The organism is Terribium retamae, assembly GCF_022347545.1.
In the GTDB taxonomy this organism is placed as follows: domain Bacteria; phylum Pseudomonadota; class Alphaproteobacteria; order Rhizobiales; family Rhizobiaceae; genus Mesorhizobium; species Mesorhizobium retamae.
Genome location: NZ_JAKREW010000012.1, coordinates 62,060 through 83,353 on the forward strand (window position 1 = coordinate 62,060; position 21,294 = coordinate 83,353).

20 protein-coding genes are annotated in these 21,294 nt (G+C 63.1%); 12 read left to right on the forward strand and 8 right to left on the reverse strand.

The window, feature by feature from the left end:
* Positions 1–6: 6 nt before the first annotated feature.
* The 4 genes from L4923_RS14270 (at position 7) to L4923_RS14285 (ending at position 5,000) form a co-directional block, all read left to right on the forward strand.
* Positions 7–603, forward strand: coding sequence for a VOC family protein (locus tag L4923_RS14270; RefSeq protein ID WP_425530946.1), 597 nt, complete (start codon positions 7–9; stop codon positions 601–603).
* Between the two features lie 12 nt (positions 604–615).
* Positions 616–2,769, forward strand: coding sequence for a thiamine pyrophosphate-dependent enzyme (locus tag L4923_RS14275; RefSeq protein ID WP_239366115.1), 2,154 nt, complete (start codon positions 616–618; stop codon positions 2,767–2,769).
* Positions 2,766–4,337 carry an indolepyruvate oxidoreductase subunit beta family protein gene (locus tag L4923_RS14280; protein ID WP_239366118.1) on the forward strand — a complete coding sequence of 524 codons (1,572 nt, stop codon included), beginning with the start codon at positions 2,766–2,768 and terminating at the stop codon, positions 4,335–4,337. The genes L4923_RS14275 and L4923_RS14280 overlap by 4 nt, the downstream gene beginning before the upstream one ends.
* A 150-nt stretch (positions 4,338–4,487) precedes the next feature.
* Positions 4,488–5,000 carry a MarR family winged helix-turn-helix transcriptional regulator gene (locus L4923_RS14285; RefSeq protein WP_239366121.1) on the forward strand — a complete coding sequence of 171 codons (513 nt, stop codon included), beginning with the start codon at positions 4,488–4,490 and terminating at the stop codon, positions 4,998–5,000.
* 61 nt (positions 5,001–5,061) lie between these two features.
* Here the strand turns inward: L4923_RS14285 and L4923_RS14290 are convergent, their stop codons facing one another.
* The 3 genes from L4923_RS14290 to L4923_RS14300 all read right to left on the reverse strand — a co-directional run bounded on the left by L4923_RS14290 (position 5,062) and on the right by L4923_RS14300 (position 7,886).
* Positions 5,062–5,985 (reverse strand): ABC transporter permease, encoded by a 924-nt coding sequence (locus L4923_RS14290; protein ID WP_239366124.1) that lies wholly within the window; start codon positions 5,983–5,985, stop codon positions 5,062–5,064.
* Between the two features lie 5 nt (positions 5,986–5,990).
* Entirely contained in the window at positions 5,991–6,770 is a 780-nt protein-coding gene (locus L4923_RS14295) for an ABC transporter ATP-binding protein (protein WP_239366127.1), read from the reverse strand.
* A gap of 129 nt (positions 6,771–6,899) precedes the next feature.
* Positions 6,900–7,886, reverse strand: coding sequence for an ABC transporter substrate-binding protein (locus tag L4923_RS14300; protein ID WP_239366130.1), 987 nt, complete (start codon positions 7,884–7,886; stop codon positions 6,900–6,902).
* Positions 7,887–8,063: 177 nt separating this feature from the next.
* On the opposite strand from L4923_RS14300, the gene L4923_RS14305 reads away from it, so the two are divergent.
* The 7 genes from L4923_RS14305 to L4923_RS14335 all read left to right on the forward strand — a co-directional run bounded on the left by L4923_RS14305 (position 8,064) and on the right by L4923_RS14335 (position 15,255).
* Entirely contained in the window at positions 8,064–8,804 is a 741-nt protein-coding gene (locus L4923_RS14305; protein ID WP_239366133.1) for a GntR family transcriptional regulator, read from the forward strand.
* Between the two features lie 279 nt (positions 8,805–9,083).
* Complete coding sequence (locus tag L4923_RS14310) at positions 9,084–11,408, forward strand: bifunctional salicylyl-CoA 5-hydroxylase/oxidoreductase (RefSeq protein WP_239366136.1); 2,325 nt, start codon at positions 9,084–9,086, stop codon at positions 11,406–11,408.
* Complete coding sequence (locus L4923_RS14315) at positions 11,405–12,184, forward strand: SDR family NAD(P)-dependent oxidoreductase (protein WP_239366139.1); 780 nt, start codon at positions 11,405–11,407, stop codon at positions 12,182–12,184. The genes L4923_RS14310 and L4923_RS14315 overlap by 4 nt, the downstream gene beginning before the upstream one ends.
* 21 nt (positions 12,185–12,205) lie before the next feature.
* A complete protein-coding gene (locus tag L4923_RS14320) occupies positions 12,206–12,661 on the forward strand; it encodes a cupin domain-containing protein (protein WP_239366142.1) in 456 nt (151 codons plus the stop codon).
* A gap of 109 nt (positions 12,662–12,770) precedes the next feature.
* Complete coding sequence (locus tag L4923_RS14325) at positions 12,771–13,613, forward strand: enoyl-CoA hydratase family protein (RefSeq protein WP_239366145.1); 843 nt, start codon at positions 12,771–12,773, stop codon at positions 13,611–13,613.
* 2 nt (positions 13,614–13,615) lie between these two features.
* Positions 13,616–14,806 carry an acyl-CoA dehydrogenase family protein gene (locus tag L4923_RS14330; protein WP_239366148.1) on the forward strand — a complete coding sequence of 397 codons (1,191 nt, stop codon included), beginning with the start codon at positions 13,616–13,618 and terminating at the stop codon, positions 14,804–14,806.
* 11 nt (positions 14,807–14,817) lie between these two features.
* A complete protein-coding gene (locus L4923_RS14335; protein ID WP_239366151.1) occupies positions 14,818–15,255 on the forward strand; it encodes a RidA family protein in 438 nt (145 codons plus the stop codon).
* Between the two features lie 54 nt (positions 15,256–15,309).
* On the opposite strand, the gene kynA is transcribed toward L4923_RS14335, so the two are convergent.
* From kynA to L4923_RS14350, 3 genes are read right to left on the reverse strand one after another with little or no spacing between them, the layout of a single operon-like run.
* Complete coding sequence (kynA, locus tag L4923_RS14340) at positions 15,310–16,146, reverse strand: tryptophan 2,3-dioxygenase (RefSeq protein ID WP_239366154.1); 837 nt, start codon at positions 16,144–16,146, stop codon at positions 15,310–15,312.
* A complete protein-coding gene (kynU, locus tag L4923_RS14345) occupies positions 16,143–17,336 on the reverse strand; it encodes a kynureninase (protein ID WP_239366157.1) in 1,194 nt (397 codons plus the stop codon). Before kynU ends, kynA begins: the two co-directional genes overlap by 4 nt.
* 2 nt (positions 17,337–17,338) lie before the next feature.
* Entirely contained in the window at positions 17,339–18,958 is a 1,620-nt protein-coding gene (locus tag L4923_RS14350; protein ID WP_239366159.1) for an AMP-binding protein, read from the reverse strand.
* A gap of 232 nt (positions 18,959–19,190) precedes the next feature.
* Here L4923_RS14350 and L4923_RS14355 point away from each other — a divergent pair, with 232 nt between their 5' ends.
* Positions 19,191–20,021 (forward strand): alpha/beta hydrolase, encoded by an 831-nt coding sequence (locus tag L4923_RS14355; RefSeq protein WP_239366161.1) that lies wholly within the window; start codon positions 19,191–19,193, stop codon positions 20,019–20,021.
* Between the two features lie 8 nt (positions 20,022–20,029).
* Here L4923_RS14355 and L4923_RS14360 read toward each other — a convergent pair whose 3' ends face one another.
* Together L4923_RS14360 and L4923_RS14365 are read right to left on the reverse strand one after the other, a co-directional pair.
* Entirely contained in the window at positions 20,030–20,530 is a 501-nt protein-coding gene (locus L4923_RS14360; RefSeq protein ID WP_239366163.1) for a V4R domain-containing protein, read from the reverse strand.
* Entirely contained in the window at positions 20,527–21,288 is a 762-nt protein-coding gene (locus L4923_RS14365) for an HpcH/HpaI aldolase family protein (RefSeq protein WP_239366165.1), read from the reverse strand. The genes L4923_RS14360 and L4923_RS14365 overlap by 4 nt, the downstream gene beginning before the upstream one ends.
* Between the last annotated feature and the right edge of the window lie 6 nt (positions 21,289–21,294).

Genomic DNA, 21,294 nt, shown 5'->3' on the forward strand with positions numbered 1-21,294 from the left:
ACCGAGATGAGCAAGAATTTCCTGATCGCAACTGCCTTCGCCGCCATGTTCTGGCCGGCGCACGCCATGGCCGAGCCGATGCCTGGGGTTCGCGGCATCAATCACATCGGCCTCACCGTGCCGGACATCAAAGCGGCTGAAGCGTTCTTCGTCGACGTGATGGGGTGCCAGAAGGCGACGAGCTTCGGCCCGTTTCGGGACGACAAGGGCGACTTCATGAAGGACCTCGTCGACGTCGATCCGCGCGCGGTGATCAACGAGATCACCCTGCTGCGTTGCCAGTCCGGCTCCAACATCGAGCTGTTCGATTACAGCGCGCCCGACAAGAAGGATGTGCGGCCACGCAATTCCGACAATGGCGGCCACCACATCGCCTTCTATGTCGAAGACATCGATGCGGCGGCGAAATATCTGGCTGCCAAGGGCATCCGCACCCTCAAAGGGCCGATGCCGATCAATGAAGGCCCCGTCGCCGGCCAATCCATTCTCTACTTCTTCGCGCCGTGGGGCCTGCAGCTCGAGGCCATCTCGTTCCCGAAAGGCATGGCCTACGAGAAGAACGGCGGCCCGGTGTTGTGGTCGAACACGGACCCATCGAAATAAGGAAAGCTCGCCATGGCAGAACGGTCATTCGCCAAGGAGGTGAAGAAGCTGAAGCTTGGAGCCGGTGAAGAGTTCACCGGTGAAGGGATTCTGGCCATCACCAAGGCCCTGCTGCAATGCGGCGTCGGTTATGTCGGCGGCTACCAGGGCGCGCCGATCAGCCATCTGATGGACGTGCTGGCGGATTCCCAGGAAATCCTGGCGGAGCTCGGCGTGCATTTCGAGGCGAGTGCTTCCGAAGCCACCGCGACCGCCATGCTGGCGGCCTCCGTTCACTACCCGATCCGCGGCGCCGCAACCTTCAAGTCGACGGTGGGCACCAACGTCGCCTCCGATGCATTGGCTAACCTTGCTTCCGGTGGTGTCACCGGCGGTGCGCTGATCATCGTCGGCGAGGATTATGGTGAAGGCTCCTCCATCATGCAGGAGCGCAGCCACGCCTTTGCGATGAAGAGCCAGGTCTGGCTGCTCGACCCCCGTCCGAACCTGCCGTCGATCGTGGCCGCCGTCGAACACGGCTTCGAATTGTCGGAAGCCTCAAACACGCCGGTCATGCTGCAGGTGCGCATCCGCTGCTGCCACGTGCACGGTTCCTTCATTGCCAAGGACAATGTCCGGCCGATCATGACCGTCGCCGATGCATTGGAAAATCCACGCCGCGACACCCAGCGCATCGTGCTGCCGCCCGCATCGTTCCTGCACGAAAAGGAGAAGGTCTCCAAGCGTCTGCCGGCTGCCATCGACTACATCAAGCGCCACCAGCTCAATGAGACCTTCGGCGGCTCCGGCAAGGTCGGCATCATCATGCAGGGCGGCATGTACAACGGCGTCATCCGCGCGCTGCAGCGGCTTGGCCTCGCCAATGTGTATGGCGAGACCGAGGTGCCGCTGCACGTTCTCAATGTCACCTATCCGCTGGTCGAGGACGACCTTGTCGCCTTCTGCGCCGACAAGGATGCCGTGCTGATCGTTGAAGAAGGCCAGCCCGACTATATCGAGCAGGCTCTGGGGTCGATGCTCTACAAGGCCGGCGCTTCGGTGAAACTCGAAGGCAAGGGCATGCTGCCGATGGCCGGCGAATATTCCGGCGATGTCATGCTGTCCGGCATCGGTGCCTTCATGCGCAAGTATGGCAGCGACCTGCTGGCGCCGGAAATCCGCGCGCCCAACGTGCCGGCGCCGCCGATCTTCGACGATCTCGCCAAGACCGTGCCGATGCGCCCGCCGGGCTTCTGTGTCGGCTGCCCGGAACGGCCGATCTTCGCCGCCACGAAACTGGCCGAGCAGGAGCTGGGCAAGCACCACATCGCCTCCGATATCGGCTGCCATTTGTTCTCGATCATGCCGCCCTTCGAACTGGGCGCCACGACGATGGGCTATGGCCTCGGCCCGGCTTCGGCTTCCGCCTTCAATTCGCCGGACGCCAAGCGGCGCTCCATCTCCTTCGTCGGCGATGGCGGTTTCTGGCACAACGGCCTGACGTCCTCGATCGGCAATGCCGTCTTCAACAAGAATGACGGCGTGATCGTGGTCGTGGACAATTACTATTCGGCGGCAACCGGGGGCCAGGACATCCTGTCTTCGCGCGCCTCCAACCGCACCAAGTCGACCAAGCATCCGATCACCGATGCCATCAAGGGCATGGGCGTGAAATGGGTGCGCCATATCGAGCGCACCTATGATGTCGGCACCATGCGCGACGCGTTGAAGGAGGCGCTGACGACGGAGGAGAAGGGGCCGAAGGTCATCGTCGCCTCGTCCGAATGCATGCTCAACCGCCAGCGTCGCGAAGCGCCACTCAAGAAGAAGGCGATTGCCGAGGGCAAGCGCATGGTGAAAACCAAGTTCGGCGTCGACGAGGACGTCTGCACCGGTGATCACGCCTGCATGCGGCTCTCCGGCTGTCCGTCGCTGACGGTCAAGCATCTCGATGATCCGTTGCGCGACGATCCGGTGGCGGCGATCGACGAGAACTGCGTCGGCTGCGGCAACTGCGGCGAGGTCGCTGACGCTGCCGTGCTGTGTCCGTCCTTCTACCAGGCCGATGTGATTTCCAACCCGACAGGCTGGGATCGTTTCTGGTTCGGCCTGCGCCAGCGCGTCATTGCCGCGCTGCAGGGCTGGCGCGAGCGCGGCCGACCCGTGTTTGGAGACGTCGCGGCATGAAGTTCGGGTTGCCGGAAGGGCCGGATACCACCGGTCGCATCATCAAGATTTGTATCCTGGCCGTGGGCGGGCAGGGCGGTGGCGTGCTGAGCGGCTGGGTGACCGACGTCGCTCAGCGCGCCGGCTGGCACGTCCAGTCGACCTCCGTGGCCGGTGTCGCCCAGCGTACCGGCGCCACCATCTATTATGTCGAGATGCTGCCGCGCGATCCGGAGCGGCCGAATGACCATCCCGTGCTGTCGCTCAGCCCGTCGCCGGGTGATGTCGACATCCTGATTGCAGCGGAATTGGCGGAGGCCGGCCGCGCCGTGCTGCGCGGTTTCGTGACGCCCGATCGCACCACGCTGATCGCCTCCAGCCACCGCATGCTGGCGGTGTCGGAAAAGATCGTGCCGGGCGACGGCCGCGCCGATTCCGACACGGTGTCGCGTCGTGCCGGCGAGGCCGCCAGAAGGCTGATCCATTTCGACATGGAAGCGATGGCCAAAAAGGCCGGCAGTGTGGTCTCCGCAAGCCTGTTCGGCGCGCTGGCCGGTTCGGGCGAATTGCCTTTCTCGCGTGAGCAATTCGAAGCCACCATCAAGGCCGGCGGTAAGGGAACAGAGGCCAGTCTGGCCGCTTTCGCCCTGGCTTACGATCGGGCCGCCGGTGGTGAGGCGCCTGCTGCCGCTTCCGAAACAAAAGCAAAGCATGGCGAAGGCACGGTTCTGCCGAAGTCACTGAAGCGCGGATGGGAAGCCCTGTCCGCTCGCGCCGCTGCGTTGCCGCAGCCGGTGCGTGAGATGGCCGAGCCTGGCCTGCGCAAGGTGGTCGACTTCCTCGATCTCGCCTATGGCGAGGACTATCTGTCGGAACTGGAACGTCTGGTTGCGGCGGACAGCGAGGCCGAATCTTATACCTTCTCACGGGAAGCCGCGAAGTATATCGCCAACGCCATGGTCTATGACGACATCATCCGTGTCGCCGACGTGAAGACCCGGCCAGGGCGTTCGCAGCGCGTGCGCGACGAGGTGCGTCTCGGCAAGAGCCAGACCCTTGCGACGACCGAGTATTTCCATCCGCGCATGGAGGAAATGGTCGGCCTGATGCCGGCCGGTCTCGGCGCTGCGCTGGAGGCACGGCCGAAGATGATGAAGACATTCAACCGCTTCATCGACCGAGGCCGCCGCATCCGCACCGACACGATCTTCGGCTTCGGCATGTTGTGGACGATCGGCGGCCTGCGCCGCTGGCGTCGTGGCCTGCTGCGTCACAAGGTCGAGGCGGCGCATATGCGCGAATGGCTGCAGCTTGCGGAAGCCGAACGCGGCCGGGACTATGCGCTTGGCGTCGAGGTCTTGAAATGCCGTCGTCTGATCAAGGGTTATTCCGACACCCATGCGCGCGGCCATTCCAAATTCGACAAGGTGCTGGGCTGCCTGCCCATGCTGCGCGACCGCGGCGACGCGGCGGACTGGGTGAGGCGTCTGCGCGAAGCGGCTCTTGCCGACGCCGATGGTGTTGCTCTCGACGGCGCCATCAAGACGGTGCGCTCCTTCGCGGATGATTCCGGTAAATTGGCTGGGTGATTTTGAGCCGGTCCGTTTCGATTGACGGACCCGGCAGTTACTTTATGCTTTGACCATCACGGATGGAGTCGAGGCCATCTGGGAGCCGTGCCGGGGGGCGCGGTGTGTTTGATGGGGCGCCCGCGTGATGCGGCAGGGGTGGATTCATCGATGGCGGAAACAGATATCGAAGGCTGGCTCGACAGTGAGACCAAGGTGGTCGAAGCGCCGGCCGATCATGGCGACGAGACACGGCTGTGGCTGCGGCTGCTGACTTGCACCACACTGATCGAGGCGGAAATCCGCCGTCAGCTGCGCGAAGAATTCGACTTCACCTTGCCGCGTTTCGATCTGCTGGCGCAGCTCGAACGGGCGGAAGACGGCATGGTGCTGGGCGAGGTTTCGCGCCGCATGATGGTGTCGGCTGGCAATCTCACCGCGCTGGTGGAGCGCCTGGTCGAGAGCGGCCACATCAGCCGCACCACGTCACCGACGGATCGCCGCGTGCAGATCGTGGCGCTTACCGCCTTCGGCCGCAAGGAATTCCGCAAGATGGCTGATCGCCATGGCGACTGGATCGGTGCGCTGTTCCAGGGGCTGTCGTCGCGCGACCGCGAGGTGCTGATGAAGGAACTCGGCAAGCTGAAGGGCTCGATCCGCGGCGCGCTCGCCGACAACGCTTGAGAAAAGCAACTTTTTAAACTGAAAAGGCCGCCTCGCATTTGCTGGGCGGCCTTTTTTGCTGTCACTCCCGCATTACTTCGCGGGCAGCGCCGGGTGCCCGGCCGCGCTTCAGGCTGGGCAGCGCCAGCATCAGCAGCACGAACAGGCCGGTGGCCAGCTTCAGGTCGGGCGGCGGCATGCCGGCGGCCAGACACAGCGAGACAAGCTGGTAGTAGACGACGGCGCCGACGAAAGGCGCTGCCAGCTGGCGCAGCACTGTCTGTTTGCCAGTGATTGCTTCACCGATCATCAGCGCGGCGAGGCCGTTGATGAGGATGCCGAGTCCCATGTTGACGTCGGCGAAGCCCTGCGACTGCACCATCAGCGAACCGCTGAGCGCCGAGAATGCGCTGGCCAGGCCGACGCCGCCGATGGTCGCCGTCCAGACATTGATGCCTTGTGCTTCGGCCATGTCGGGGTTGGAGCCGACGGCGCGCACGCCGGTGCCGCGTTCGGTCTTGAAGTAGAGATAGAGCAGAACGAACACGAGCAGGCCGAGGGCGCCGGCAATGGCGATCTTGGTGCTGGGGAAGCCCGGCTGGCCGAAAGGCGACCAGTTGAACAGCGATTCCATGCCGAACACGGACAGGTTGGAACGGCCCATGATGCGCAGATTGATCGAATAGAGCATCGTCATCATCAGGATGCCCGCCAGCAGCGTATGGATGCGGAAGCGCAGATGGATGTAGGCGGTGCAGCAGCCGGCGGCGAAGCCGGTGATGAGCGCGGCAGCGATCGCCGTCAACGGTGACTGGCCAGCGGCCAGCAGCACGCCAGCGACACAGCCCCCGAGCGGGAAGGCGCCTTCGCTGGTCAGGTCCGGGAAGGAGAGCATCCGGAACGGGATCATGATGCCGAGCACCACGAAGGCGAGGATGAGGCTCTGCGCCAAGGTGACGGGAACGAGCGCGACAAAGCTCGAGAAAATGTCCTGGATCATGGCCATGGCGGTCAGCTCGCGAGCAGCATGCGGTCGCTCTTGACGGCGAAATGGCCGATCAGGTCCGCAACGGTGGTCTGTTTCTTCTCTTCGCCGCCGATTTCAAGGCGTACCTTGCCGGCGTCGAGCATGATGATGCGGTTTCCGTAGTCGACGGCATGCTGCATGTTGTGCGTCACCATTAGCGTGGTGAGCTTCAGCGCCTCGACTGCCTTCACCGTCGCTTTCATGACGATGTCGGCCGTGCGCGGATCGAGCGCCGCGGTGTGTTCGTCGAGCAGAAGCAGTTCCGGCTCGCCGCCGACCGCCATGATCAGCGAGAGCGACTGGCGTTGGCCGCCCGAAAGCAGTTCGACACGGGTATCCAGCCGGTTCTCGAGGCCGAGGCCGAGCAGCGCCAGCCGTTCCTTGTAGGCGGCAAGCCGCGTGGCGTTGAGACCCTGGCGCAGCCGGCGCTTCTGGCTGCGCAGATCGGCCAGCAGCATGTTCTCGGCCACCGTCATCGAGGCGGCGGTGCCTTTCATCGGATCCTGGAAGACGCGTGCGAGCTTGGCGGCGCGCTTGTAGACCGGCATGCCGGTGACGTCGGTCTCGTTGATCTGGACCTTGCCGGTGTCGAGGATCAGCGCGCCGGAAATGGCGTTGAGCATGCTGCTCTTGCCGGCGCCGTTGGAACCGATGACGACGCCGAAGTCACCTGTCTTGAGCGACAGGTTCAGACCGTTGAGCGCGATCTTCTCGTCGGCCTGTCCTTTGAAGAATACCTTGCGTGCCGATTTGATTTCCAGCATCCGCACCTCCTTGCGCAACGATCCGGTGGCGAGCCTCGCCGGCCATGATGTGCGCTGACCCCATTTAAGAAAAAACGGCGCCCGAGTTGCAGTTCCGGGCGCCGCCACGCGATCCTCAGTCCAGCCAGCCTAGTCGGCGAAGCACTTGCAGTCGTCGAGCGCTGCCGGAATCTTCAGGCCGAAGTCAGCGGCGACCTTCTTCGAGATCAGCGGGCTGTGGTCGGCGTAGGCCGGACGGAACGGCGGGATTTCCTTCGGGTCCTTGCCCTTCAGGATCTCGGCTGCGATCTTGCCGGCAGCAAGGCCGACCTGGTCGTAGTTGACCGCGAAGCTGGCCGGAACCACACCCTTGCGCACGGCGCCGTCGTCGGAGTTGACGATCGGGATGCCGGCCTGGCGGGCGGCAGCCGAAACCGCGGCGATCGCAGGCTGCAACAGGTTCGAAGCCGGGGTGTAGATCACGTCTGCCTTGCCCTTGAGCGAAGCGATGCGCTGCTGGATGTCGTTGACGTTGTCGACGCCGACGGCGACGACTTCAAAACCGGCCTTCGGTGCGGCTTCCTTGATCTTGTCGAGCACGGCGACGTCATTGGCTTCGCCGGGGTTGTAAGGAACGCCGAAACGCTTGGCTTCGGGCAGCAGCTTCTTGGTGAATTCCATCACGGCCGATACGTCCTGCAGGTCGGAGGAACCGGTGATGCCGGTGTCGCCGGCTTCCCACGACGGGACCAGCTTGGCGGCGACCGGGTCGGTCACGGCGGTGAAGACGATGTTGATGCCGCTGCCGGCAAGCTGCTGCTTGGCGATCTGCGAGACCGGGGTCGTCACGGTGTAGATCAGCTTCGGGTTTTCGGCCTTCAGCTTCTCGATCATCTGCGGGACCAGGGTGGCGTCGAAATTGGTGTGGCTCTCGGTAAAGACCACATCCTTCCCCTCGACGAAGCCGCTCTCGGCCAGGCCCTTCTTGAAGCCGGCGATCGAGGCGTTGAGCTGCGGATGTTCGCCGAAATTGGCGATGCCGATGCGAACCGGATCCGCAGCGGCGCTGACGACGCTGGCGATCAGCGAGCCTGCAAGTACTATTCCGGACAACCAGCCGGACTTAGACGAAATCATGTTTTCCTCCCAGATTAGGCAAGCGGCCGTCTCTCCCCGGCGCCCCAGGTTGCATCATAACGGGTCGGCAAACCTTGTCAAAAGGTTTATATATAAAATATCTGCTGTGGATGTTTGATATATTATTTTGCCGATAGGCCCGCCAAATATATGATCCTTGCGTGGAGGAAAAGTGCGATGCGGGATGAGGAGCCCTCGACCAAGACGGAAGCGGCTTATTTGCGGCTGCGGCGTGACATCCTGACCACGCGGCTGGAGCCGGGCACGCCGCTGAAGCTTGGGGCGCTGAACCAGATCTATGGCTTCGGCTGGACGCCGCTGCGCGAGGCATTGTCACGTCTGGAAGCGGAAAAACTGGTCACGGCGGTGAGCAACCGTGGTTTCGCGGTCGCGCCGGTTTCGCGTGCGGAGCTGGAAGACCTGATCCGGGCCCGTGAGGTCGTCGAACTGCCGCTTTTGGAAGAGTCGATCCGCAAGGGCGGCGCCGAATGGGAATCGGCCGTAGTGACGGCGCATTACCGGCTGTCGCGCTGCAAGTTCTCACCGGAGGATCCGTCCGAGGCTGCGATCGAGGAGTGGGACGAACGCCACGCCGCCTTCCATGCCGCGCTTGTCAGTGCCGCGAGTTCCGCATGGCTTCTGCGCTTCCAGGCGATGGTCTACGACCAGCTTCGCCGCCACCAGCATTTCCTCAGCCTTGCGCCGATGCTGCGGGCCGCGCGCGGCCGTGGTGGCAATTTCGAAAAAGCGGTTTCAGCGCTGCACGACGCCATGGGTATCGACCACCATACGGCACTGATGGATGCAGCCTTCGACCGTGATACAGAGCGTGCTCGCGCACTGATGACGGAACACATCTCGTTTACGTTGCAGGCCTTCGTCACTTTCGAAGGGGTTGATACCGGCGAGGCGGCCTAGCAACAGAAAAAGTGCTGGCCCGGCGGTGCCACGTGCGTCCTCGTGTGCAGGCGCTCCATCTATCGGGACGAGCTGTGCTGGCGCTTTATCAAAATAACGCGAAGCGTTGGGGGCTTGGCTGTCCCGGTCGCGGGGCAGTTGACGGCAGAACTTTGCGTTGCGGGTCGAAAGATCGACTGCGATAATCATTTTAAGCTTGAAATATCTTTGGATAGGCTTCACTATCGTTTCATGGTTCACGCACGGCTCTGACTGGCCGTGAGCAGAGCGGAGATGACCATGAAGATTGTGTGCATCGGTGGCGGACCGGCCGGGCTCTATTTTGCCTTGCTGATGAAGAAGCAGAACCCGGAACACCAGGTCACCGTGGTCGAGCGCAACCGCCCCTATGACACATTCGGCTGGGGTGTCGTGTTCTCCGATGCCACCATGCAGTCGATGCGCAAATGGGATCCCGAAACGGCGGCGACCATTGAGGATGCCTTCAATCACTGGGACGACATCGAGCTGGTGTTCAAAGGGCGCAAGATCCGCACCACGGGTCACGGCTTCGTCGGTATCGGCCGCAAGAAGATGTTGAACATCCTGCAGGACCGCTGTGTCGAACTCGGTGTCGAGCTGGTTTTCGAGCACGAAGTGACGGGCGACGACGAATTCCCTGACGCCGACCTCATCATCTCCTCGGACGGCGTAAATTCGCGCATCCGCAACAAATATGCCGACGTCTTCCAGCCCGACATGGTGGTGCGCCCGAACCGCTTCATCTGGCTCGGTACCACCAAGGCTTTCGAAGCCTTCACCTTCGATTTCCGTCGCACAGAGCACGGCTGGTTCCAGGCCCATATCTATCGCTTCGACGACAACACCTCGACCTTCATCGTCGAAACCACCGACGAGGTGTTCCAGGCACACGGCATTGACACGATGGACCAGGACCAGTCGATCGCCTTCTGTGAAAAGCTGTTCGCCGAAACGCTGGACGGCCACAGCCTGATGACCAATGCGCGCCATCTGCGCGGTTCGGCCTGGCTGAATTTCGGCCGCCTGATCTGCGGCAAATGGAGCCATTTCAACGGCAACAGCCATGTCGTGCTGATGGGTGACAGCGCTCATACCGCGCATTTTGCCATCGGCTCGGGCACCAAGCTCGCCATCGACGATGCGATCGAGCTGACCAACCAGTTCAACATCGCCGGTCACGACGCCAAGAACATCCCGGCCGTGCTCGAGGCTTATGAAGAAGTGCGCCGTGTCGATGTCGCGCGCATTCAGAATGCAGCGCGCAACGCCATGGAATGGTTTGAGGTGGTCGGCACGCGTTATGCCGACACGCTGGAACCGGAACAGTTCATGTATTCGATGCTGACCCGCTCGCAGCGTATCAGCCACGAGAACCTGCGCCTGCGCGACAAGGACTGGCTGGAGGGTTATGAGCGCTGGTTCGCCGAGCGCGCCGGGGCGCCGGCCCAGCCGAACGGCAAGCCGATCCCGCCCATGTTCACGCCTTACCGGATTCGCGGTCTGACGCTGAGCAACCGCGTCATCGTTTCGCCAATGGCGATGTATTCTGCCAAGGACGGCATGCCGAACGATTTCCATCTGGTCCATCTCGGCTCGCGCGCCATGGGCGGCGCCGCGCTGGTCTTCCCGGAAATGATCTGCGTGTCGCCCGATGCGCGCATCACGCCGGGTTGCCTTGGTCTGTGGAATGAAGAGCAGAAGGAAGGCTATCGCCGCCTTGTCGATTTCGTGCACAACGACACGCCTGCCAAGATCGGCATCCAACTCGGCCATGCCGGCCGCAAGGGTGCGACCAAGGTTGCCTGGGAAGGGACCGATCAGCCGGTGGAGCAGGGCGGTTGGCCGCTGATTTCGGCTTCCGCTATTCCTTATCTTCCGCACTCGGAGGTGCCGCGTGCCGCCACGAAGGAGGATCTGGAAAGGATCAAGGCGGATTTCGTGCAGGCCACGAAATGGGCTGACGAAGTGGGCTTCGATATTCTCGAACTGCACTGTGCGCACGGCTATCTGCTCTCGTCCTTCCTATCGCCGCTTACCAATCTTCGTGATGATGAATATGGCGGCGACCATGCGGGGCGCGCCAAATATCCGCTCGAGGTCTTTCACGCCATCCGTGCCGTCTGGCCGGAGGAGAAGCCGATATCGGTGCGCCTCTCGACCAATGACTGGTACGAGGGTGGCAACACGCCGGAGGATGCCGCGATCTTCGCAGCCATGTTCAAGGAAGCCGGCGCCGATCTGATCGACTGCTCGTCGGGGCAGGTGGTGAAGCAGGAAAAGCAGGTGTTCGGCCGCATGTGGCAGACGCCGTTCTCCGACAAGATCCGCAACGAGGTCCAGGTACCGACCATTGCCGTCGGTGCGATCTCGGAAGCCGACCACGCCAATTCGGTAATCGCGGCCGGTCGCGCCGATCTCTGCGCCATCGCCCGTCCGCATCTGGCCGACCCGTCCTTTGTCATGCACGAAGCCGCCAAGGTCGGTTATTCCGGCCAGGTCTGGCCGAAGCAGTATTATGCGAGCCGGCAGCAATATGAGGCCAACCTGGCTCGTGCCGCAGCCGAAGCGTCGGGGCGCAAATGAGCGCAACGCGCCACGCTCTCATCACCGGTGCAGGCAGCGGCATCGGCCGTGCCATCGCTCTGGAATTGGCCCGGCGTGGGCACGTCGTCTCCTTGGCCGGCCGTCGTGCCGGACCTCTGGAGGATGTTGCCGGGGAGATCGCAGCCAGCGGCGGCCGGTCCGTCGTGATCGACGGTTTCGACGTGACCGATGCAGCGGCGATCGCTGCAGGTTGTGCCAGAGCCATTACCGCCTCGGGAGACGTTGCGGTCCTGGTCAACTGCGCTGGAGAGGCGCCATCGGCACCCTTCGAGCGTACGGATGCAGCACTTTGGGGCCGCGTCATCGGCATCAACCTGACCGGCACATTCCTCGTCACGCAGGCTTTGCTGCCGTCGATCCGCAAGGCCGGCAAGGGCCGCATCGTCAATGTCGCCAGCACCGCCGGCCTAACCGGCTACGCTTACGTTTCGGCCTATTGCGCTTCCAAGCATGGCGTCGTCGGCTTGACCCGCGCGCTGGCGCTGGAACTGGCGCGCACTGATGTCACCGTCAACGCCGTATGCCCCGGTTTCACCGACACGCCACTGCTCGATGGCGCGGTCGACACCATCGTGGGCAAGACAGGCCGCACCGCCGATGAGGCTCGCGCCAGTCTGGCCCGCGCCAACCCGCAAGGCCGTCTGGTGACGCCGCAGGAAGTTGCCGATGCGGTGCTGTGGCTGGCATCCGAGGGAGCAGGGGCCATCACCGGTCAGGCGATCGCCGTCGCTGGCGGTGAGGTCATGGCCGGTTGAGAATAATCAAGGGAGGAACACATGACTGACAAAGCATTGGAAAAGGGCATCACGGAAAACGGCACCGGTTATGAAGCGACCGAGTGGAACATTCTCGGCCAGCGTTATTTTCCAAAGGCGACCTGCGCTTCCAGCTTTGCTTTCGAGACCAACAGCGAAGCTGGTCAGTTCGTGCCGGTCCACATTCATCCGACGCAGGAGGAGTTCATCCTCGTCCAGGAAGGACAGCTGGAACTGAAGCTCGACGGCAAGTGGTTCACGGCCAGGGCCGGCGATCTGGTGCGCATGCCTCGCGGCATCCCGCACGGCTATTTCAACAAGTCGGACAAGCCAGCGCGTGCGCTGTTCTGGGTGTCGCCAGCCGGCCGGCTCGAAGATCTGTTCAAGAAGCTGCACAACCTCACCGATGTCGAGGAAGTGGTGCGGCTCTCAGCTGAGCATGACGTGGATTTCCTGCCTCCGTCGGCCAACGACTGACGACCGGCCCGCATAACAGGACGACAGCCCGGCACGCCGACGGGCGTGCCGGAAGCAAGCAAGCCTGCACGCCGATAGGCGTGCTGGAATCAAGCAAGGATAATGAGCGATGACCGACGCGATGCTGGACAAAAAGCGCCCCTTCAAGGGCCACAAGGCCAAGCACTTCCTGTTCGAGACCGATGCGGACGGCCGTGTCGCCACGATCACGCTCAACCGGCCGGAGCGCAAGAACCCGCTGACCTTCGAAAGCTATGAGGAACTGGGCGACCTGTTCCGTTCGCTGCACAAAGCCAGCGACGTCCGCGCCATCGTCCTGACCGGAGCCGGCGACAATTTCTGCTCCGGCGGTGACGTATTCGAGATCATCGAGCCGCTGACCAAGATGGCGATGCCGGAGCTGCTGGCCTTCACCCGCATGACCGGCGATCTGGTGCGCCAGATCCGCGCCTGCCCTCAGCCGATCATCGCCGCCGTCGACGGCATCTGCGCCGGCGCAGGTGCGATCCTGGCGATGAGCGCCGACTACCGTGTCGCGACGCCGGAGGCCAAGACGGCCTTCCTGTTCACCCGCGTCGGTCTGGCCGGCGCCGACATGGGCGCCTGCGGCATTCTTCCGCGCATCATCGGCCAGGGCCGGGCCGCAGAACTTCTGTTCACCGGCCGCTCGATGTCGGCCGCAGAAGGCCATGCGTGGGGCTTCTACAACGCGCTGCATGACCGTCCCGTTATGTTGGCCGAGGCACAGCGCTTCGCCCGCAATCTCGCCGATGGGCCGTGGTTCGCGCATTCCATGACCAAGAAGATGCTCGACCAGGAATGGTCGATGGGCATCGAGGAGCTGATCGAATCCGAAGCGCAGGCGCAGGCCATCTGCATGGCGACGGGCGACTTCCGCCGCGCGTTTGAAGCCTTCGCAGCCAAGACGAAGCCGGTTTTCGAAGGGAACTGACCATGGACAATCCGCTGCGCTCCGGCGGCCCGACGCGGGATCATCTCGACTGGCCGTTCTTCGCCGAGAACCATAGGAAGCTTGCCGGCGAGCTTGATCACTTCGTTGCCGGCGGCGGCCTTGGCCATATCGACCATCACGATGCCGACGGCGCCTGCAAGGGGCTGGTTCGCAAACTCGGCGCCGGCGGTTTCCTGCGCCATTGCGTGCCGGCGGAATTCGGCGGCATGGCGGCGGAAATCGACAGCCGTTCGCTCTGCCTGATCCGGGAAACGCTCGCTTATGCAGACGGGCTGGCCGACTTCGCCTTCGCCATGCAGGGATTGGGAACCGGCGCCATCAGCCTGTCCGGATCGCCTGAGATCAAGCAGGCGATCCTTCCGAAGATCGCCAAGGGCGAATTGATCTCGGCCTTCGCATTGACCGAACCGGAAGCAGGCTCCGACGTTGCAGCGATGAGCACGTCGGCCGAGCGTCAGGGCGACGAGTTCGTGCTCAACGGCGAGAAGGTCTTCATCTCCAACGGCGGCATCGCCGACGTCTATACCGTTTTTGCCCGCACCGGCGAAGCTCCAGGCACGCGCGGCATCTCCGCCTTCGTCGTCTATGCAGACACGCCGGGTTTCCATATCGCAGAGCGCATCGAGACGATCGCGCCGCATCCGCTGGCCCGCATCCGCTTCGACAACTGCCGCGTGCCGGCCGCGAACCTGCTCGGCCAGCCGGGTGAGGGCTTCAAGATCGCCATGCGCACGCTGGACATCTTCCGCCCGTCCGTTGCTGCTGCAGCACTCGGCTTTGCACGCCGTGCTCTCGATGAGGCGGTAGCCCACGCCAAGTCACGAAAAATGTTCGGCGCCACGCTTGCCGATCTGCCGACCGCGCAAAGCACGCTGGGTGAAATGGCAACGGCGATCGATGCCGCGTCGCTCCTGACCGTGCGCACCGCCTGGCGGCGCGACGTGCAGAAACTGCCGATCACCCGCGAAGCGGCGATGGCCAAGATGACGGCCACGGAAAACGCGCAATGGGTGATCGACCAGGCGCTGCAGATGTTCGGCGGCCGCGGCGTGCGTGTCGGCGAGATCACCGAGACGCTGTATCGCGAGATCCGAGCACTGCGCATCTATGAGGGCGCAACCGAAGTTCAGAAGCTCATCATCGGCCGCGAGCTGATGAAGAGCGCGAAATGACTGGAGTAGACATGACTTTGACCGCAATCTCCGAACACAAAGCCGCCACGACGCCGCACCGGGTGCTGCAACCCGAAGGCTGGGCGAAGCCGATCGGCTATGCCAACGGCATGGAAGCGCGCGGCCGGACCATCTTCGTCGGCGGCCAGATCGGCTGGAACAGCCAGTGCAAGTTCGAGGTGCATGATTTGCCGGGCCAGATCCGCCAGACGCTTGAGAACGTCATCGCCATCCTGCGTGAGGGCGGCGCCGGCCCCGAGCACATCACGACCATGACCTGGTACGTGATCGACCGCAAAGCCTACTCCTCTTCGCTGAAGGAGATCGGCGCGGCATGGAAGGCGACCATGGGCCGCAACTTCCCCGCTATGGCAGTGGTTCAGGTGTCGGGTCTGATCGAGGACGACGCGCTTGTGGAAATCCAGGCGACCGCGGTCGTTCCGGATTGATCGTATTCTGAACTGGGAACCAAAACGCCGGCGGCTCTGTCCGCCGGCTTTACTTTAGAGAACCGTGCGAACGGTCCACAGTTCCGGGAACAGCACGACTTCCAGCATCTTGCGCAGGTAGGAAACGCCACCGGTGCCGCCGGTGCCGCGTTTCAGCCCGATGATCCGTTCCACCGTGGTGACGTGATTGAAACGCCAGCGCCGGAAGTAGTCCTCGAAGTCGACGAGCTTTTCGGCGAGTTCGTAGAGATCCCAATATTTCTGCGGCGCGGCATAGACCGCTTTCCAGGCTTCGAGCACCTGCGGGTTCTCCTCGCGCGTCTCGCGCCAACTGGTGCGAGTGGCGTCGGCACCGATGTCGAAGCCGTTGCGCGACAGAAGCAACAGCGCCTCGTCATAGAGACTGGGCTCCGCCAGGATCTCCTCGAGCTTGGCGATCAGGTCCGGCTGGTGCGCATGCGGACCGAGCATGGCGGTGTTGCGGTTGCCGACCAGGAATTCGACCGCACGATACTGATAGGACTGGAAGCCTGACGACTGGCCGAGCGAATTGCGAAACTCGGTGTATTCACTGGGGGTCATGGTGCGAAGCACGTCCCAGGAATTGTTCAACTGCTCGAAGATACGCGCCACACGCGTCAGCATCTTGAATGCCGGCTGCGGCCTGTCGGATCGGATTTCGCGCATGGCCGAGCGGATCTCGTGGATCGCCAGCTTCATCCACAACTCGGACGTCTGGTGCTGCACGATGAAGAGCAGTTCGTCATGCGCGGTGGAAAGTGGCTCCTGCGCATCGAGCACGCGTTCGAGGTGCAGATAGTCACCATAGGACATGCGTTCCTTGAACGACATCTGCGCACCTTCCTGGGAAGGATCGTAGGGTTTGCTCATGTCACCAGGGCTTTCTTGCGGTACTGTGGCTCGTCCCAGCGCCGGTTGTTCATGACGTCTTCCAGAACGCCGACCGCGCCGAGCACTTCCTGCTCACCGATATAAAGCGGCGTGAAGCCGAAGCGCACCGCGTCGGGCGCACGGAAATCGCCGATCACGCCGCGCGCGATCAGCGCTTGCATGATGGCGTAGCCTTCCGGATGGCGGAACGAGACCTGGCTGCCGCGTTCCGCGCCATTGCGCGGCGAGGCGAGCGTGAGCTCAGGGCAGCGCGCTTCTACCTCGTGGATGAAGAGATCGGCGAGCGCGATCGACTGCTTGCGGACATCGGCCATCGAAACGCCTTCCCAGGCATCCATCGCCGCATCGAGCGCCGCCATCGCGATCACCGCCGGCGTACCGACCCGCATGCGGTCGATGCCGGCCCCCGAGCGATAGTCGAGGTCGAAGGCGAAGGGGCTTTCGTGGCCGAGCCAGCCGGACAGGGCAGGGCGCACCTTGCCGGCATGCTCTGGCGCGACATAGATGAAGGCCGGGGCGCCGGGGCCGCCATTAAGATATTTGTAAGTGCAGCCGACGGCGAAATCCGCTTTGGCGCCTTCGAGATCGACCACAAGCGCGCCGGCCGAATGCGCGAGATCCCACACGGTCAGCACGCCGGCGGCATGTGCTTTAGCTGTCAGCTTCTTCATGTCGTGCAGGCGGCCGGTCCGGTAGTCCACCTCGGTGATCATCAAAACGGCGACGCTTTCGTCGATCGCTGCTTCGACTTCTTCCGGATCGACCACCTTTAATTCGTAGCCCTTGTCGAGCGAACCCAGCAGGCCCTGCGCCATATAGAGATCGGACGGGAAGTTGCCATTGTCGGACAGCACGACGCGCCGCGACGGATTGAGCTCCAGTGCGGAGGCAAGTGCCTGGTAGACCTTGATCGACAGCGTGTCGCCGACGACGACGGTGCCTTCCGGGGCGCCGATCAGCTTGCCGATGCGGTCACCGAGCCTGCGCGGCTGCATCATCCAGCCGGATGCGTTCCAGCCGCGGATCAGCTGTTCGCCCCACTGCGCGGTCATCATCTCCTGCACGCGCCGGGTGGCGCTTTTCGGCAACGGTCCCAGCGAGTTGCCGTCGAGATAGAACACGCCGTCCGGCATGTGGAAGAGGCTGCGCGTCCTTGCGAAGTCGGTCATGGTCAGTGCGTGTCTTTCAAGCGGAAACGTTGGATTTTGCCGGTCTGGGTTTTCGGCAGCGCATCGATGAACTTGATCGAGCGTGGGTATTTGTAGGGCGCGATGGTTGCCTTGACATGGTCCTGCAGGCGCTTTGTGGTCAGCTCATCGGCCGCCACGCCTTCCACCAGCACGACATGCGCCTGCACGATCTGGCCACGCTCCTCATCGGCCGCGCCGATGACGGCGCATTCCTTGACGTCGGCGTGGGACAGGAGCGCTGCCTCGACCTCCGGTCCGGCGATGTTGTAGCCGGCCGAGATGATCATGTCGTCTGAGCGTGCGGCGAAGTGCAGATAACCATCCTCGTCCTGGAAGAAGGAATCGCCGGTCAGGTTCCAGCCATTGCGCACATATTTCAGTTGGCGGTCGTCGGCCAGATAGCGGCAGCCGGTCGGTCCGCGCACGGCAAGCCGGCCGACTTCGCCGCGCGGCACTTCGTTCATGTTTTCATCGACGATCTTGGCCTCGTAACCTGTGACGGGCTTCCCTGTGCAGGCCGGTTTGGAATCGCCGAAACGGTTGGAAATGAAGATGTGCAGCATCTCGGTTGCACCGATGCCGTCGAGCATCGGCTTGCCGGTCTTCTCCATCCATTCTTCGTAGACCGGCGCGGGCAGCGTTTCGCCGGCGGAAACGGCGGCACGCAGCGATGAGAGATCGGCGCCCTTGTCCATCGCCGCCAGCATGGCGCGATAGGCAGTCGGTGCGGTGAAGCAGACGGTGGCGCGATAGGTCTGGATGATCTCGACCATGTTGGGTGGTGAGGCGTTCTCCAGCAGGGTCGCGGCCGCGCCGAACCGCAGCGGGAAGATCGCCAGTCCGCCGAGCCCGAAGGTAAAGGCGAGGGGCGGCGATCCGATGAAAATGTCGTCCGGTGTAACGCTCAGCACCTCGCGGGCGTAGCCGTCGGCGATGATGAGGAGGTCACGATGAAAATGCATCGTCGCCTTGGGCATGCCGGTGGTGCCGGAAGTGAAGCCGAGCAGCGCGACGTCGTCACGGCCGGTCTTGACCGCATCGAAGCGCACCGACTTGTCGAGCGCGACACGGTCGAGTTCCGCATCGTGATTGGCGGTGCCGTCGAAGCCGATGACCTGCTTCAGGAATTTGCTTTGCTTGGCGCAGGCCACCATCTCTTCCATCAGCCTGGTGTCGCAAAGCGCCAGTGTGATTTCAGCCTTGTCGACGATTTGAGCGAGTTCACCGGCGCGCAGCATCGGCATGGTGTTGACCACGACGGCACCGGCCTTGGTCGCGGCAAGCCAACAGGCCACCATGGCAGGGTTGTTGGCCGAACGGATCAGCACGCGATTGCCGGGCTTGACGCCGTAGTTTTCGACCAGCGCATGCGCCAGCCGGCTGGTCCAGTCGGCCAGCTCCTTGTAGGTGCGGCGGCGACCGTTCCCGATCAATGCGGTGTGGTCGCCAAAGCCCTTTTCGACCATGCGGTCGGTGAGTTCGACGGCGGCATTGATGTGATCGGGATACTCGAAACCGTCGAGCAGGAAATCAGGCCAAAGATCCGGAGGCGGGAGATTGTCTCGTGCAAACGTGTCGGTATGCGCCGTTGGCCCAAGCATCTCGTCTGATCTCCCAGCTTCCGTAAAATTTGCGCCGACCGTCTTGACGCGGCCTTGTTACCCGGCGGTGTTGAAGACGCCTGACTGCATGTCCATCCGTTCCGCTAATGGAAACGCTCGCATAGCGCCAGAGTTATTTCAAGCATAAAGTTTATCGTTGCGCTGGCTCGGCGCTTGCCTATTGTAGAGGCTGAGGATGCCAGCCGGAACAGGCAGGGGAGAGACAGCGAACATGGTCGTTCACAAGATCGTCGACTGGGACAACGCCTACACCAATGGCGCCAACATTGCGGGTGGCGATCGCTGGCCCGAGGCCTGGGTAGCTCCGGCAGCGGCCTATCGCGACGAATTGGTGGCGTCAGACCGAGCGCAACTCGACATCGGTTATGGACCGGAAACCCGCAATCGGCTCGACCTCTTTCTGCCGGTTGGTACACCCAAGGGCCTCGTCGTCTTCGTGCATGGCGGCTACTGGATGGCGCTGGACAAGAGCTTCTGGTCACACCTGGCGCGCGGTGCCGTCGAAAGTGGCCATGCGGTGGCGATGCCGTCCTATACGCTGGCGCCCGAGGCTCGCATCAGTCGGATCTCCGCCGAGATCGGCGCAGCCATAACGAAGGCGGCGGAACTGGTTGCTGGTGATATCCGCCTGACCGGTCACTCGGCCGGCGGCCATCTGGTCACGCGCATGATCTCGGCAACGTCGCCGCTGGCGGACGCGGTGCGTCGCCGTATCATCAACACGGTCTCGTTGTCGGGCGTGCATGACCTTCGCCCCATCATGAATACGGGGATGAACAAGACGCTCAAGATCGACGCTGCCGAAGCCGCCGTCGAGAGCCCGGTCCTGCTGTCGCCGATGGATGGCGCACGGCTCGTCTGCTGGGTGGGCGGTGGTGAACGCTCGGAATTCATCCGCCAGTCCGAGCTGCTCGCCAACATCTGGACCGGTCTCGGAGCCTCGACAGGCTTCTACGCCGAGCCCGATCGCCATCATTTCAGCGTTATCGATGGGCTGGCGGATGCCGCTCATCCACTCACCCGGACCTTGCTGGAGGGGTAAGGCCAACGTCAGATCTGATGTGCCTCGAAGCGGCAGGCCGCGGCGCCGCACGCGCTACATTCGATTTCGCGTGCGATGACATCGTCGCTGTCCATCACCATGCGGCCGACCGCGGTCGCCATGCCTGCGATGGCATGACATACGGGTTGTGATGCAGGTCCGTAGCCGGCCGCAAAGGGACTGTTTCGGACCGTGAGTTCGATGCCCGAAGGTCCATGCGCGAAAGACCAGACACCCCAACCAAGATCGGGCGCGGTGTTGGCCACGGTCGACAGCAAGGCGCCAACATCGCCTCCGCCATGTACCTTGTAGGCACGCGCACTGTCGCCACCCATCTCGATCACCGAAGCCGCGAGCGCGTCCAGCGCCCTTTGCCGGGTTTCGTCGTCCAGGCGGCGGAATAGGCCCATCAGTGCCTCGGGCCGCATCAACATGTAGCGGCGGCTTTCGTCGAGCACCTGACCGTCGGCACCGTCAAATTCCAGCCGTTCGCGAAAGGGCCGTTTCATGCTGCCGCTCCGGCGAAATCGCGCACCACACCGTTGAAGGCATCGCGCACCACATCGACATCGGAGGCGAGCACCACGAGGTGATAGCCTTCGGCCCGCCGTTCGAGCGCTTTGTCGACATTGCCGGTGAAGATGCCGCAAGGCACGCCGGCTCTGGCGCAGGCTTCCTTTACATGGAGGCAGCCTGCCTCCGTCGCGTCGCCGTCTCCGCCACGCGCTGCATAGGAAATGCCGAGATCGCCGGTGCCGATCAGCACGAAGTCCAGTCCAGGCGTGGTTACGATAGCCTCTGCCTGTTCGACACCTGCGGCGGTTTCGATCATGAGGCCGACTGCGACATGGCCCGCCCGTTCGAGATAGGCACCGAACCCCATGGACAGCGGCCTCACGCCGCCGCCAGAGCGATGGCCGTGCGGCGGAAAGCGGGCGGCCGATATCGCTTGTTCGGCCTGATCGCGGCTTTCGATCAACGGCACCAGCACGCCGTCGCAACCGGCGTCCAGCGCATTGCCGATCGCTGTTGTCGAGCCGTCTGCCACGCGCGCGATCACTGGAGCCGTGCCGACAGCAATGCCGACCGTCGTTTCCAGCGAGCGGCGATCCCACAAGCCGTGCTGCAGGTCGACGACAAGGGCGTCGGCGCCGGAATGCGCCGCCATTTCGGTGATCGAGGCATGGCCGAGCGTCAGCCAGACCAGGCCAAGCTGTTCATTGGCGGCAAGACGGGTCTTCAGCCGACCGGACAGGACAGGGGACATCGGCTG